At 71.7% G+C, this 14,731-nt stretch carries 13 protein-coding genes; 7 read left to right on the forward strand and 6 right to left on the reverse strand.

The genetic code is table 11. From position 1 onward, the window contains the following. Positions 1-114 precede the first annotated feature (114 nt). On the forward strand, positions 115-1,506 hold the full coding sequence (locus ABZ915_RS31235; RefSeq protein ID WP_361810149.1) for a cation:dicarboxylase symporter family transporter: 1,392 nt from the start codon (positions 115-117) through the stop codon (positions 1,504-1,506). A 227-nt stretch (positions 1,507-1,733) separates the two neighbouring features. Here ABZ915_RS31235 and ABZ915_RS31240 read toward each other — a convergent pair whose 3' ends face one another. After that, the gene (locus tag ABZ915_RS31240) at positions 1,734-2,351 is read right to left on the reverse strand and encodes a TetR/AcrR family transcriptional regulator (protein ID WP_361810151.1); all 618 of its coding nucleotides are present in this window, start codon (positions 2,349-2,351) and stop codon (positions 1,734-1,736) included. Between the two features lie 115 nt (positions 2,352-2,466). Between ABZ915_RS31240 and ABZ915_RS31245 the strand changes: the two genes are divergently transcribed. Beyond that, on the forward strand, positions 2,467-4,143 hold the full coding sequence (locus tag ABZ915_RS31245; RefSeq protein ID WP_361810153.1) for an MFS transporter: 1,677 nt from the start codon (positions 2,467-2,469) through the stop codon (positions 4,141-4,143). 117 nt (positions 4,144-4,260) lie between these two features. Continuing rightward, positions 4,261-5,025 carry a DUF2127 domain-containing protein gene (locus ABZ915_RS31250; protein WP_361810155.1) on the forward strand — a complete coding sequence of 255 codons (765 nt, stop codon included), beginning with the start codon at positions 4,261-4,263 and terminating at the stop codon, positions 5,023-5,025. On the opposite strand, the gene ABZ915_RS31255 is transcribed toward ABZ915_RS31250, so the two are convergent. Together ABZ915_RS31255 and ABZ915_RS31260 are read right to left on the reverse strand one after the other, a co-directional pair. After that, positions 5,022-5,909: an aldo/keto reductase gene (locus ABZ915_RS31255; RefSeq protein ID WP_361810157.1), complete on the reverse strand. Its 888-nt coding sequence runs from the start codon at positions 5,907-5,909 to the stop codon at positions 5,022-5,024. The two genes, ABZ915_RS31250 and ABZ915_RS31255, sit on opposite strands and share 4 nt — an antisense overlap. A gap of 1 nt (position 5,910) precedes the next feature. After that, complete coding sequence (locus ABZ915_RS31260; RefSeq protein WP_361810159.1) at positions 5,911-6,858, reverse strand: NAD-dependent epimerase/dehydratase family protein; 948 nt, start codon at positions 6,856-6,858, stop codon at positions 5,911-5,913. A 112-nt stretch (positions 6,859-6,970) separates the two neighbouring features. Between ABZ915_RS31260 and ABZ915_RS31265 the strand changes: the two genes are divergently transcribed. The 4 genes from ABZ915_RS31265 to ABZ915_RS31280 all read left to right on the forward strand — a co-directional run bounded on the left by ABZ915_RS31265 (position 6,971) and on the right by ABZ915_RS31280 (position 10,630). After that, complete coding sequence (locus ABZ915_RS31265) at positions 6,971-7,420, forward strand: Lrp/AsnC family transcriptional regulator (RefSeq protein WP_361810191.1); 450 nt, start codon at positions 6,971-6,973, stop codon at positions 7,418-7,420. 43 nt (positions 7,421-7,463) lie between these two features. Beyond that, positions 7,464-7,892, forward strand: coding sequence for a MerR family transcriptional regulator (locus ABZ915_RS31270; RefSeq protein WP_361810161.1), 429 nt, complete (start codon positions 7,464-7,466; stop codon positions 7,890-7,892). Next, positions 7,889-8,221, forward strand: coding sequence for a thioredoxin domain-containing protein (locus tag ABZ915_RS31275; RefSeq protein WP_361810163.1), 333 nt, complete (start codon positions 7,889-7,891; stop codon positions 8,219-8,221). Before ABZ915_RS31270 ends, ABZ915_RS31275 begins: the two co-directional genes overlap by 4 nt. A gap of 168 nt (positions 8,222-8,389) precedes the next feature. After that, positions 8,390-10,630, forward strand: a complete 2,241-nt coding sequence (locus tag ABZ915_RS31280) for a UvrD-helicase domain-containing protein (RefSeq protein WP_361810165.1) — start codon at positions 8,390-8,392, stop codon at positions 10,628-10,630. Here ABZ915_RS31280 and glgB read toward each other — a convergent pair. The 3 genes from glgB to ABZ915_RS31295 form a co-directional block, all read right to left on the reverse strand. Continuing rightward, complete coding sequence (gene glgB, locus ABZ915_RS31285) at positions 10,605-12,974, reverse strand: 1,4-alpha-glucan branching enzyme (RefSeq protein WP_361810167.1); 2,370 nt, start codon at positions 12,972-12,974, stop codon at positions 10,605-10,607. The genes ABZ915_RS31280 and glgB overlap by 26 nt on opposite strands. A 40-nt stretch (positions 12,975-13,014) precedes the next feature. After that, positions 13,015-14,409 carry a maltokinase gene (locus ABZ915_RS31290; protein ID WP_361810169.1) on the reverse strand — a complete coding sequence of 465 codons (1,395 nt, stop codon included), beginning with the start codon at positions 14,407-14,409 and terminating at the stop codon, positions 13,015-13,017. An 85-nt stretch (positions 14,410-14,494) separates the two neighbouring features. Beyond that, the coding region (locus ABZ915_RS31295) for an alpha-glucosidase C-terminal domain-containing protein (protein WP_361810171.1) at positions 14,495-14,731 on the reverse strand (237 nt) is incomplete at its 5' end.

Below are 14,731 nucleotides of genomic sequence, written 5' to 3' on the forward strand. Positions count from 1 at the left end.
ACGGAAGGGTGACCGCCCTCACATGGCGGGAGATAGTCACTGGCATTCCCCTTTAACGCCCGGACGTGAGCCGCACGCCGGTGTTAGCCGACGAAGACGTCAAGGAGGGCAGCCGTGGCCGCCAGCACTCCCCGTACGGCACCTGCCGCACCCGCCGCGAAGCGGGACCGCACCCATTACCTCTACATAGCCGTGATCGTCGCGGTGGCCCTCGGTATCGCGGTGGGCTTGATCTGGCCCGACACCGGGGTCGAACTCAAGCCACTGGGTACGGGCTTCGTGAACCTGATCAAGATGATGATCTCGCCGATCATCTTCTGCACCATCGTGCTCGGGATCGGGTCGGTCCGTAAGGCCGCCAAGGTCGGTGCGGTCGGCGGTATCGCGCTCGGCTACTTCACGGTGATGTCGCTGGTCGCGCTGACCATCGGTCTCGTCGTCGGCAACGTGCTGCACCCGGGCGACGGGCTGCACATCACCAACGCGATCAAGGCGTCCGGGCACGACCAGGTGTCCGCCGACGCGCTGCCGCCGGTGGACTTCGTGCTCTCGATCATCCCGGTGACCTTCGTCTCCGCCTTCACCGAGGGCCAGGTCCTCCAGACCCTGCTGGTCGCGCTGCTCGCCGGTTTCGCGCTCCAGGCGATGGGCCCGGTCGGGCAGCCCGTGCTGCGCGGTGTCGAGCACATCCAGCGGCTGGTCTTCCGCATCCTCGCCATGGTGATGTGGGCCGCCCCGATCGGTGCCTTCGGCGCCATCGCCGCGGTGGTCGGCTCGGCCGGTGTGGACGCGCTGAAGAGCCTCGCCGTGCTGATGCTCGGCTTCTACGCGACCTGTGTCCTGTTCGTCTTCGTCGTGCTCGGTACGCTGCTGCGAGTCATCACCGGCCTGAACATCTTCTCGCTGTTCAAGTACCTGGGCCGGGAGTTCCTGCTGATCCTGTCCACCTCCTCCTCCGAGTCCGCGCTGCCGCGGCTGATCGCGAAGATGGAGCACCTGGGCGTCAGCAAGCCGGTGGTCGGCATCACCGTCCCGACCGGCTACTCCTTCAACCTCGACGGCACGATGATCTACATGACCATGGCGTCGCTGTACATCGCGGACGCCCTGGGCACGCCGATGTCCGTCGGCGAGCAGATCCCGCTGCTGCTGTTCCTGCTGCTCGCCTCCAAGGGCGCGGCGGGCGTCAGCGGCGCCGGTCTGGCCACGCTGGCCGGCGGTCTCCAGTCGCACAAGCCCGCGCTGGTCGACGGCGTCGGCCTGATCGTCGGCATCGACCGCTTCATGAGCGAGGCCCGCGCCCTGACGAACTTCGCGGGCAACGCCGTCGCCACCGTCCTGATCGGCACCTGGACGAAGGAGATCGACCGGGACCGCGTCCGGCAGGTGCTCGCCGGTGAGCTCCCGTTCGACGAGACGACCCTGCTGGACGAGGGCGCGTCCGCGCCGGCCGCGGATCTGCCCGAGCCGCGCCAGGGCGACGACAAGGAACTGGCAAAGGCCTGAGCCCCGCCATACCCCGAGCGTCCGGCCCCGCCTGAACCCGGGCCGGGCGCTCGGACCACACGCCTCCGGGCGGCTGAGACTCCCCCGTAAGCTCAGCCGTCCGGAGGCTTTCGCGTTCTAGGGCCTGTTGCGAAAGTCCCGTCGTCCGCCCGGAGGGCGGGCGCGGCGTCGCCGGGCTGGGGGCACCTCCCGGCCGAAGGCTGGGGGAGGGACTTTCGCAACAGGCCCTAGTCGCTCAGCTTCGCCACCAGCGCGGTGGCGGTGGAGGCGGGCACGCCCGCCGCGTTCAGGACACTGACCGCGGCGGAGCGGCCCGCCTCCTGTGCTGTCAGGAGGCCGTCGTTCACCGCCTCGGTCACCGCGAACAGCATCTGCTCGTGCACGTACGCCAGCGCCGCCGCGGGCAGCGGTGAGCTGAAGGTGCCCTCGTCCAGGCCGCGCTGGAGTAGTTCGGCGCAGGACGCGCGGACCGGGGCGAGGCGGTCGCGGATGCCCTGCACGGTGACCGTGCGCTGGGCGAGCGCGACCAGCAGGCGGTAGCGGTCGGCGATCTCCCAGACGGCGAGCACGGACCGGGCCACCGCCTCCGCCGGGTCGTCGACCCCCGCCCGGCCCGCCGCGTGGGCGGCCGCCAGCGACTGGACCGCGCCGTCGACGAGCGTGCCGATCAGCGCCTCGCGGCTCGGGAAATGCCCGTACACCGTCCGCCGTACGACCCCCGCGGCGCGCGCGATCTGGTCCATGGAGGCGTCGGGGTCGCGCAGCAGCTCGGCGAGGGCGACGTCGAGGATGCGGCGCCGGTTGGCGTCGGCGCGGCTGGTGTTACCCATGGTCATGGCAGCCATTCTGCCCTCCCTCCACCGAGTTGCACAGCGCTGTGCAACGGCGTACATTGCACATGGTTGTGCAATTACACACCGCTGTGCAAATCCCGTGCTGCGAGGAAGGCGACCCCTGCCCATGCGACTCGTCATGACCGAACCGGTCGAAAGGATGGACCGGCCCTACGCCCGGCGCTGGTGGGCACTGCTCGTGCTCTGCCTGAGCCTGCTGGTCATCGTGATGGCCAACACCGCCCTCACGGTCGCGGCACCGGACATGACCAGCGACCTCGGCCTTTCCGGCGCCGACCTCCAGTGGGTGATCGACGGCTACACCGTCCCGTACGCCGCGCTGATGCTGCTGCTCGGCGCGATCGGCGACAAGTACAGCCGCCGGGGCGCGCTCCTCCTCGGCCTCCTCGTGTTCGGCGGCGGCGCGGTCTCCGGCTACCTCGCCGACAGCGCCACGGCCGTCATCACCGCCCGTGCCGTGATGGGCGTGGGCGCCGCGCTGATCATGCCCGCCACCCTCTCCCTGCTCGCCGCGACCTTCCCGCGCGCCGAGCGGGCCAAGGCCATCACCCTGTGGACCGCGACGGCCGGGCTCGCCATCGCCGCCGGTCCGGTGGTCGCGGGCGCGCTGCTGAAGGACCACGGCTGGTCGTCCACGTTCCTGATCAACGTGCCGGTCGCCGCCGTCGCGATCGTCGGCGCCCTCGTCCTCGTACCGCCGTCCAAGGCCGGTCACCACGACCGGATCGACTACGTCGGCGGACTGCTGTCGGTCATCTGGACCGGCTCGCTGATCTACATGATCATCGAGGGTCCGCACTTCGGCTGGGGCGTCAAGGCGGTGACGGCCGCGGTGGTCGCCGGCGTGGGTCTGCTCGCCTTCGTCGCCTGGGAGCTGCGCCACCCCCGCCCGATCCTCGACGTACGCCGCTTCGCGCACCGCCGGTTCGCGGGCTCCAATCTCGCCGTGGCCCTCTTCTTCCTGGCCGTCTTCGGCGCCTTCTACTACCTCACCCAGCACCTTCAGTTCGTCCTCGGCTACGACGCCCTCGGCACCGGCGTACGCATGCTGCCGCTCGCCGGTGCCGTGTTCGCCGGCTCGGCCCTCACCGGCTGGCTGACCCCGCGCGTCGGCATGAAGTGGACGGTCACCGCGGGCATGGTCGGCGGCACGACCGCCCTGGCCCTGCTGACCCGGGTGGACGCGTCCTCGACGTACGGCGACTTCGTCGCACCCCTGATCATCCTCGGCCTGGCCATCGGCCTCGCCCTGTCGCCCTGCACGGACGCGATCATGGGGGCCTTCCCGGAGTCGGAACTCGGCGTCGGCGGCGCGGTGAACGACACCTCGCTCGAACTCGGCGGCTCGCTCGGCATCGCGATCCTCGGCTCGCTGCTGTCCACGTCGTACGGCGACCACCTCACCGACGCCACGGCCGGCAGCAGGCTCCCGGCGAGCGCCCTGGACACCGCCCGGGACTCGGTCGGCGCCGGCTACGCGGTCGCCCAGGGCATCGGGGACAAGGCCCGGCAGGCCGCGGCGCAGGCCGCGCAGGCCGGCGACCCGCAGCAGGCCGCCCAGCTGAAGCAGCAGGCCGCCCAGCTCTCCGCCGGCGCTCGGGGAATGGCCGACGCGGTCGGGTCCTCGTTCTCCGACGCCGTCGCCCACACCAGCCTGGTCGGCGCGGTGATCCTGGGCATCGGTACGGTGCTGGTGGCGGTGCTGCTGCCGCGCAGGGAAGCCCCGGCGGTGACGGAGGAGCCCGAGCAGGAGAAGGAGCTGGTGGATCAGGCGGCTCGCTGACCGGCCCCTCCCGGCCGCCTGTCGGCCGCATCCACTAACGTGCCGTGTCCGGACCAACCGGAGCGGCACGTTCGTGTGTTCGCCGGCTGTGCGTGTACGTATGGAGGCACGGGGGAAATGAAGATCGACTGGGACCGGCGGACCTGCGCCCGCAAGGGCCATGTGACGTACGCGCCGGACGACCCGCGGCTGCGGGTGCGGCTGCACGCGCAGACCGCGCTCGGGGACGTCTGGCGCTGCCTGCGCTGCGGCGACTTCGTGCTCGGCGAGCCGCACGGCACCGGACCGGCCGCCGACGCCCCGCTGGTACCGCGCGGGAAGGTCCTGCGGGACCTGTTCATCCTCCGCTTCCTGGCGATCGAGCGGGCCGTGCGCGGGGTGTTCATCGTGCTGGTCGCGGTGGCGGTGTGGAGGTTCAGCAACAGCCAGGACGCGGTACGCCGGCTCTTCAACGAGAACCTGGACGTCGTCCGCCCGGTCTTCCGGCACTTCCACTACGACCTCGACCACTCCCCGGTCGTCGGCTCCATCCAGAAGGCCTTCGGCTACAAGCACTCCACGCTGCTCCTGGTCGCGGCCCTGCTGCTGGCCTACGCCCTGATCGAACTGGTCGAGGCGGTCGGCCTCTGGTACGCCAAGCGCTGGGCGGAGTACCTCACGGTGGTCGCCACGGCCGCCTTCCTCCCCCTGGAGATCTACGAACTCACCGAGAAGGTCAGCTACCTGAAGATCGCCACGCTGGTCCTCAACATCCTCGCCGTCCTCTACATCGCCCTCGCCAAGCGCCTGTTCGGCCTCCGCGGCGGCCGCAAGGCCTTCGACGAGGAACGGCACAGCGCGTCGCTGATGGAGGTGGAGGAGTCGGCCGGACTCGGGGTCTAGGACGTCTCGGCCCCGTCCAGCCGTGCCAGCTCCTCGCCGCTCAGGACCAGGTCGGCCGCGGCGGCCGAGTCCCGGATCGTCTCCGGGCGGCTCGCGCCCGGGATCGGCACCATCGCCGGGGACTTCGCCAGCAGCCACGCCAGAGTGATCTGCTGGGGGCTCACCCCACGTTCCCGGGCCACGGCGTGGAAGGCGGCGAAGCGGTCGGCCGCCGGCTCCGACGGTCCGTCCAGGACGCTGCGGGAGACGCCGCCGAGCGGGCTCCAAGGGAGGAACGCCAGGCCGAGTTCGGCGCAGAGCCGGAGTTCCGGCTCGCTGTCGCGGACGGCGGGGGAGTAGCGGTTCTGGACGGAGACCAGGCGGTCACCGAGGATCGCGTGGGCCGTGCGGATCTGCCGCACATCCGTGTTCGAGATCCCGGCGAGGCGGATCTTGCCCTCGTCGAGCAGCTCGCGCAGGGCGCCCACCGAGTCCTCGAAGGGCACCGCGGGGTCCGGTTTGTGGAGCTGGTAGAGGCCGATCGCCTCGACGCCCAGCCGCTTCAGCGAGGCCTCGGCGGCCGCCTTCAGGTGCCGCGGGGTGCCGGTCACCGTCCAGCTGCCGTCGGCGGGTCTGCCGCGGCCACCCTTCGTGGTGACCAGGACGCCGTCGGTGTCCCCGCCGTACGCGGCGAGGGCGCGGGCGAGGAGGAACTCGTTGTGGCCGGGGTCGTCGCCGGGCAGGTGGTAGGAGTCCGCCGTGTCCAGCAGCGTCACGCCCGCGTCCAGCGCGGCGTGCACCGTGGCGAGCGCGCGGGCCTCGCCCGGACGGCCTTCGACGGACAACGGCATCGCTCCGAGGCCGATGGCACTCACGGGCACGGCGCCGACAAGACGCGACTTCATGTCAGTCGTTCCTTCCGAGGGTCTCGGCCACGGCCTTCGGGAGCCAGTCCCGGGCGTCGCCGAAGGTGAAACCGAGCCGGGTGGCCCGGGAGTTGTCCATGCCGTAGGAGCGGGAGAAGGAGAACGGGGAGACCTCCTCGCCTGCCTCGGCGGTACGGAAGACCGTCCGGCCGCCCGGCACGTGTGCGGCCACCGCCGCGCACAGCTCCCGAGTGCTCAGCGGCGTGTGCGAGGCCGCGTTCACCGGCCCGGTGAAGTCCTCGCCCACCGCCCAGAACAGGAAGTCGGCGATCTCCTCCACGTGGATGTACGTCGCCGGCCGGCTGACCGGCGGTACGGGGATGGGGGCGCCGGCGCGGATCCGCTCGGCGTAGTACGCCGTCCGCCCGGTGAAGTCGTCGTCCCCGCCCAGGACGTGGGCGACCCGCACGGACGCGTACGGGAAGTCCCCGCCGGCCGCGAACACCGCCTCCGCCTGCCGCTTGCCCTCGCCGTAGTGGGCGTCGAGGAACTCCGGGTCCGACCAGGGCAGCCCCAGGTCGACGGCCACCGTGCGCGGATCGACCGCGGTCTCCGGCACCGGCGTCGCGGAGTCCTCCCGCTCGTACACCTCGACCGTCGACGTCATCACGTAGCGGCGGGTACGGCCCGCGAAGACCCGGCGGGCGATCGCCGCCTGGCGCGGGGTGTAGCAGACCTGGTCCACCACCACGTCGAAGGTGCGCCCGCCGAGCACCTCGGTCAGCGCCGCCTCGTCGTCCCGGTCGGCGGACAGGTGCACCACGCCGGGCGCCGGCGCCGAGGAACCGCGATTGAGCACGGTCACCCGGTCCCCGGCGGCCAGCAGCCGCGCGATCAGCCGCTTGCCGAAATAGCGGCTGCCGCCGATCACCAGCACGTCTGGTATCGCTTCTCTTGTCTCTCCGGCTGTCTCTCCGACGTCTCGCATGGACCATAATTTTCCCGGCTCGTCCGCGTGGTCTGAAGGGGAAGACATGGAAGATTCCGCCGCCGCACCGAAAGAACAACGGCATCTGCGTGCCGTCGCCCACGAAACGCCGGTGGTGTTCGACGCGGTGGACCGGCAGATCCTCCAGCTTCTCCAGACCGACGGGCGGATCAAGCTCAGCGAGCTGGGGCGGCGGGTCAGCCTCAGCCCGGCGGCGGTGGCCGAGCGGGTGCGCCGGCTGGAGGCGGCGGACGTGATCGGCGGGTACGGCGCCCGGGTCACCCCCGCCCGTCTCGGCTACGGCATCCAGGCGTTCATCCGGGTCAACCCGCACGGCGGCTACACCCTCACGCACCCCCGCACCCTGGAACTGCTCGACCGGCCGGAGATCACCGAGGCGCACCACGTCGTCGGTGAGGACTGCTGGATCCTCAAGGCCGCCGTCACCGACACCGTCCACCTGGAGGAGATCCTCGAGCAGACCTCGGCGCTCGGGCGCACGACGACGTCGATCGTGCTGTCCTCCCCGGTGCGGCACAAGCCGCTGCTGCCGCCGCGGTGAGGGGCTTGCGTTGACGTCGGCGTCAAGGCCTACGGTCACGGGTATGCGAATCGGCGAACTGGCCGCACGGGCCGGGACCACCACGCGCACGCTGCGGTACTACGAGTCGCGCGGGCTGCTGCCCGCGCGCCGTGACGACCTCGGTCACCGCACCTATGACGAGCACGACCTGCGGCTGCTCACGCAGATCCGGACGCTCCAGGACTTCGGGTTCGACCTGGAGGAGACACGTCCGTTCGTGGAGTGCCTCAGGGCCGGTCACCCGGAGGGCGACTCGTGCCCGGCGTCGCTGGCGGTCTACCGGCGCAAGCTGGCCGAGCTCGACGAGCTCGTCGGCGAGCTGACGGCGGTGCGGGCGACGGTCGCCGGGCAGCTGGCGCGGGCCGAGCAGGTCATGGGCGAGCTGGCCGCCGAGGCGCTGGTTCCGGGGGGTCCGGAACCCGGGTGCGAACTGGGAGGGCGGATACGGTGACCAAGGTGAGCGGCCTGGACGAGGTGACGGACGCGGATTTCGAGGCGGAGGTGATCGGCGCCGAACTTCCCGTGCTCGTACAGTTCACGGCCGACTGGTGCGGGCCGTGCCGGCAGCTGGCGCCGGTGCTGAAGGACATCGCCTTCGAGGAGGGTGACCGGCTGAGGATCGTCCAGCTGGACGTCGACCGGAATCCGCAGACCACGATCGCGTACGGCGTGCTGTCGACGCCGACCCTGATGGTCTTCCGGGGCGGCGAGCCGGTGAAGTCGATGGTGGGCGCCCGGCCGAAGCGCCGGCTCCTGGAGAAGCTGTCCGACGTGCTGTAATCCCGCGCGGACAAGAACAAATCCCCCGAGCAATTGCGCTCGGGGGATTTCTCTGCGTATATTCAATGGTTCGCGACTTCGATTGAATGAGATCGCGGAGAAGTTCAGTGAGCACAGTATATCCGGGCGGGAGCGGAATTGTCAAACACCGAATTTCCAGACGATGAATTGCGCCATGAGCAGGAATTCATCGATGGACTGTACGCGCGCGTGGACGCCCTTCGCGGCGACACCGAGGACTCCGTCACGGACGCCCTCGCCCAGGGCGACAAGCCCATGCAGGCCCGGCTGGAGCGGGACATCCTGGTCGCCGAGCGCTCGGGGCTGCTCGCCGCGCTGAACGCGGTGGACGGCTCGCTCTGCTTCGGCCGCATCGACCTGACCTCGGGGGTCAAGCACCACATCGGCCGGATCGGGCTGCGCCGGGACGACGCCGAGCGCACCCCCGTCCTCATCGACTGGCGGGCCGACGTCGCCCGCCCCTTCTACCTGGCCACCGGCCACACCCCGATGGGCCTGCGCCGGCGCCGGCACATCGCCACCGACGGGCGCCGGGTCACCTCCCTGCACGACGAGATCCTCGACCTGGGGGACCGGGAGAGGACCGGCCACGAGGACCCGACCGGCGACGCCGTGCTGCTGGCCGCGCTCAACTCCGCCCGCACCGGCCGGATGAGCGACATCGTGCAGACCATCCAGGCCGAGCAGGACGAGATCATCCGGGCCCCGTACCGCGGGGTGCTGGTGGTCGAGGGCGGCCCCGGCACCGGCAAGACGGCCGTCGCCCTCCACCGGGCCGCCTACCTCCTCTACGAGTACCGGGAGCTGCTGGCCCGGCGCGCCGTCCTGATCGTCGGCCCCAACCCCGCCTTCCTCGGCTACATCGGTGAGGTGCTGCCCTCCCTCGGCGAGACCGGTGTGCTGCTGGCAACGGTCGGCGAGCTGTTCCCCGGGGTGAGGGCGACGGCGACCGACACGCCCGAGGCGGCCGCCGTGAAGGGCCGCGCCGACATGGCCGACGTGCTCGCCGCCGTCGTACGGGACCGGCAGGCGCTGCCCGACCCGGTGATCGCCATCGAGCACGACCGCGAGGTGCTGATGCTCGACGACGGCCTGGTGAACGTCGCCCGCGAGCGCACCCGAGCCGCCAAGCTGCCGCACAACGTGGCCCGCGAGCACTTCGAGGGGCACATCCTCAACGCGCTCACCGAGCTGTACGCCGAGCGTGTGGGCACCGACCCGTACGACGGCAGCAGCCTGCTGGACGCCTCCGACATCACCCAGATCCGCGACGAACTCGCCGAGAACCCCGAGGTCTGGTCCGCCATCGACCAGCTGTGGCCGCGGGTGGCCCCGCGCCGGCTGGTCGCCGACTTCCTCGCCGAGCCCGACGGATACGTGTCCGAGGCCGACGCCGACGCCGTCCGGCGCCCGGTGACCCGGGCCTGGACGGTGGCGGACGTGCCCCTCCTCGACGAGGCGGCCGAACTCCTCGGCGAGGACGACCGGGTGGCACGGGCCCGCGCCGAACGGGAGCGGGAGACGCAGATCGCCTACGCGCAGGGCGTACTGGACGTCTCCTACGCCTCCCGGACCTACGAGTTCGAGGACAAGGAGGACAGCGACCCGGAGTCCTCGGAGGTGCTGTCCGCGCACGACATCATCGACGCCGAGCGGTTCGCCGAGCGGCACGAGGAGGACGACTCCCGCAGCGCCGCCGAGCGCGCGGCGGCCGACCGGACCTGGGCGTTCGGGCACATCATCGTCGACGAGGCGCAGGAGCTGTCCCCGATGGCCTGGCGGCTGCTGATGCGGCGCAGCCCGACCCGCTCGATGACGCTCGTCGGCGACCCGGCGCAGACCGCGGAGGCGGCGGGCGTCGGCTCCTGGGCGGAGATCCTCGAGCCGTACGTCGAGGACCGCTGGGAGCACACCCGGCTCGGCGTCAACTACCGCACCCCGTCCGAGATCATGGACGTCGCCGCGGCGGTGGTCCGCGCCGAGAACCCGGACTTCACCCCGCCGAGCTCCGTACGCTCGACCGGGGTACGGCCCTGGGTGCGGCACGTGGCGGACGACCTCCCCGGCGCCGTGGAGAAGGCGGTCTCCGAACTGACCCCCACGGAGGGCCGGCTGGCGGTGATCGCCCCCCGCGACCTCCACCGCCGCCTCGCAGCGCACCTCGACGGCGTCACGGCCGGCGCCGAGCCCGACCTGACGCGGACCGTCGTCCTGCTGGACCCGCGCCAGGCGAAGGGCCTCGAATTCGACTCCGTCCTGGTGGTCGAGCCGGGCGACTACGGCACGAGCGACCTGTACGTCGCCCTGACCCGGGCGACCCAGCGGCTCGGGGTGCTGCACACGGGTGACCTGCCCGAGGGACTCAAGCAGGCCGCAGCCACACCGTAGCCAGCGGTGGCAGGGTCAGCCGGATGCTCGCCGGGCGGCCGTGCCAGGCGGTCGCCTCCGGCTTGACCGGGTCGGGGTTGGTGACGTCGCCGCCGCCGTAGCGGGCCGCGTCGGTGTTGAGGACCTCGTGCCAGGCGGGGATGTCGTCGGGGACGCCGAGGCGGAACTCGTGGCGGACGACGGGGGCGAAGTGGGACACGGCGAGCAGCGGACCGCCCTCGGCGTCGTACCGCAGGAACGCCACCACGTTGTCGTCGGCCGCGTCCCCGACGATCCACTGGAAGCCCGACGGGTCGGTGTCGCGCTGCCAGAGGGCGGGGGTGTGCCGGTAGACCGCGTTGAGGTCGCGGACCAGGTCGCGCATGCCCCGGTGGTCGGACTCGGCGCCGTAGGCCGGGTCGAGCAGCCACCAGTCGGGGCCGTGCGCCTCGGACCACTCGGCGCCCTGGGCGAACTCCTGGCCCATGAACAGCAGCTGCTTGCCGGGGTGGGACCACATGAAGCCCAGATAGGCGCGCTGGTTGGCGCGCTGCTGCCACCAGTCGCCCGGCATCTTCGACACCAGCGACCGCTTGCCGTGCACCACCTCGTCGTGGGAGATGGGCAGGACGTAGTTCTCGCTGTAGGCGTACACCATCGAGAAGGTCATCTCGTGGTGGTGGTACTTCCGGTGCACCGGCTCATGAGCGACGTACTCCAGCGAGTCGTGCATCCAGCCCATGTTCCACTTCAGCCCGAAACCGAGGCCGCCGAAGCCGCTCGGGCCCTTGTGGTGCGTGGGCCGCGTGACACCGTCCCAGGCGGTCGACTCCTCGGCGACGGTCACCACACCCGGGCAGCGCCGGTACACGGTGGCGTTCATCTCCTGGAGGAAGGCCACCGCGTCCAGGTTCTCCCGGCCGCCGTGCTCGTTCGGCGTCCACTGGCCCGGCTCGCGCGAGTAGTCGAGGTAGAGCATGGAGGCGACGGCGTCCACCCGGAGCCCGTCGATGTGGAACTCCTCGCACCAGTACACGGCGTTGGCGACCAGGAAGTTGCGCACCTCGCGGCGGCCGAAGTCGAACTCCAGCGTGCCCCAGTCGGGGTGCGCGGCACGCAGCGGGTCGGAGTGCTCGTACAGCGGCCGGCCGTCGAACTCCGCCAGTGCCCAGTCGTCGCGCGGGAAGTGCGCGGGCACCCAGTCCATCAGTACGCCGATCCCCGCCTGGTGCAGCCTGTCCACCAGGTGCTTGAAGTCGTCGGGGGTGCCCAGGCGGGCCGTGGGCGCGTAGAAGCCGGTGACCTGGTAGCCCCAGGAGCCGCCGAAGGGGTGCTCGGCGACCGGCATCAGCTCGACGTGGGTGAACCCCAGGTCCTTGACGTAGGCGGGGAGTTGCTCGGCGAGCTGCCGGTAGGTGAGGCCGGGCCGCCAGGACGGCAGGTGGACCTCGTACACCGAGAACGGCGCCTCGTGCACCGGTGTGTCCGCGCGGCGGGCCAGCCACTCCTCGTCGCCCCACTCGTGGCGCGAGGCCGTCACGATGGACGACGTGGCGGGCGGCACCTCGGTGCGCCGGGCCATCGGGTCGGCGCGCAGGGTACGGGAGCCGTCCGGGCGGGTGATCTCGAACTTGTACAGCTCGCCCTCGCCGAGGTCCGGCACGAACAGCTCCCACACCCCGGTGGAGCCGAGCGAGCGCATCGGATGGCCGGTGCCGTCGAAGAAGTTGAAGCTCCCCGCCACCCGCACGCCCCGCGCGTTCGGCGCCCACACCGCGAACCGGGTGCCCGTCACCCCCTGGTGGGTCGTCGGGTGCGCGCCGAGCGCCTGCCACAGCTGCTCGTGCCGGCCCTCGCCGAGCAGATGCAGGTCGAGGTCGCCGAGCGTGGGCAGGAAGCCGTAGGCGTCCGCGGTCTCGTGGACGTTCCCCTCGTACGACACCAGCAGCCGGTACGCCGGGACCTCGCGCAGCGGGAGCAGCCCGGAGAAGAAGCCGTCGCCGTCGTCGTGCAGTTCGGCCCGCAGCTCGCCGGAGACGACGGTGACGGCCCGCGCGTACGGGCGGAAGGCCCGGAAGGCGACCCCGCCGGTCACCGGGTGCGCGCCCAGTACCCCGTGCGGATCGTGATGGGTGCCGTGCAGCAGCCGCTCGCGGTCACCGGCGTCGACGGCGGGGGAGACGGCGACCTCCACCTCGGGCGCGGGGGCGGGAGCCGGCACGGAAGCGGAAGCGGGCGCGGGCGCGACCTCGGTCTCGATCTCCGGCGGCTTGGCCTGCGCGGGCGCCTTCTTCTTGGCGGACTTGCCGGCGGACTTGGTCTTGGCGGATTTGTGCTTCTCGGACGCTGACTTCTTGGACGTCACGGACGCGTCTCCCGGGCGAGGGTCAGGGGGCGGCGGCCCCCTAGGTCAGGTCGGACGTGGCGAGGCGGTGGACCGCCGAGAGGGGTACGGGGAGCCAGTCGGGTCGGTGCCGGGCCTCGTAGACGACCTCGTAGATCGCCTTGTCCGTCTCGTAGGCGCGCAGCAGTACGGGATCGGTGCGCGGGTCGGTGCCCGCGACCTCGGTGTAACCGGAACAGTAGGCGGCCCGGCAGGCCGTCGCCCAGTCCTGCGCCGCAGGACCGACGGAATGAGCCGCGTAGTCGAAGGAGCGGAGCATTCCGGCGATGTCCCGCACGGGCGGCTGCGGCATGCGCCGCTCGGCCAGCGGCCGGGCCGGTTCGCCCTCGAAGTCGATCAGCGACCACTGCCCGGAGGGCGAGCGCAGGCACTGGCCGAGGTGCAGGTCGCCGTGGATGCGCTGGGCGGTCCAGGCGCGGCCCTCGGCGGCCAGGTCGTCCAGCGCCTCGAAGGCCGAGCGCAGCCCGGTCTCGTACGGCCCGAGCGCGGGCACCGCCTGGACGGCGGCCGTGAGGCGCTCCACCATGCCGTCGACGAGGACCCGCAGCTGGCTGTGGCCCAGGGTGACGGTGGGCAGGGCGCGGGCGAGGGCGGTGTGCACCTCGGCGGTGGCCCGCCCCAGCGCCCGCGCCTCGGCGGTGAAGTCCTCGCCCTTGGCGAGCTCGCGCAGCGCCAGCTCCCAGCCGTCGCCCGCGCCCCGCACGAACGGCTGGAGCACGCCCAGGACGTAGGAGTCGCCGTCCAGCTCGGCGTGCAGCCATGCCGTCGGCGCGGGCACCCGGGCGCAGCCCTCCCGGGCCAGCGCGAGGGGTATCTCCAGATCGGGGTTGACGCCGGGCACGACCCGGCGCAGCAGCTTGAGAATGAACGTATCTCCGTAGACCACCGAGGTGTTGGACTGCTCGGCGGTCATCAGCCGGGCCACGAGTCCCTCGCGGATCTCCTGGCGCGGGTCCCGTTCGAAACGGAGCCCGCCGATGCGGGCCCGGGAGCGCAGCGCCTCCAGGAGCACCTCGGCGGGCCGGGTGTCGTACAGGGCGTCGTACACCGTGCGTCCGGCGAGCGGGCCCTGAGCCACATGTCCGATCAGCGCGGGCGCCAGCCGGGGCGGCAGCGCCTCACGCACGCCTATGAGGAGCTGGTAGCAGTCGCCGGGCTGGGGCGGGGCGCCCAGCGCGGCCGGCTGGTGTGCCTGGACCAGCAGGTGGTGGAGCCCGAGCCGGGTGTCGGCGGGCAGCAGTTCGGTGGCCGCGACCGGTGTGAAACCGGTGACCGGGCGTCCCTTGCCCGCGAACCAGCGCTGCCTCGGCAGCCACTCGCGCAGCAGTGGATCGAGCGACGCGAGGATCTGGCCGGGACTTGTGGTGGTGCCGGATGAGGTGACCGTTTCCGCCATGGCGTCACGTCCTTTCCCCGGTGCGTCGGGGTGATTACTTCTGCGTGCCCCGGGCGGGGCGGCGGAAACCGCCCCACCCGGGCTTCTATGCGCCTTCCTTGCGGAGCCGGAACCAGTAGAAGCCGTGGCCCGCGAGGGTCAGCAGGTACGGCAGATCACCGACCGCCGGGAAACGGACACCGCCGAACAGCTCGACGGGGTGCCGCCCGTTGAACCGGCTGAGGTCCAGTTCGGTGGGCTGTGCGAAGCGGGAGAAGTTGTGGACGCAGAGGACGAGGTCGTCCTCGTACTCCCGGAGGAAGGCGATGACGGCGGGGTTGGA

Source organism: Streptomyces sp. NPDC046915 (genome assembly GCF_040644935.1).
Classification (GTDB): domain Bacteria; phylum Actinomycetota; class Actinomycetes; order Streptomycetales; family Streptomycetaceae; genus Streptomyces.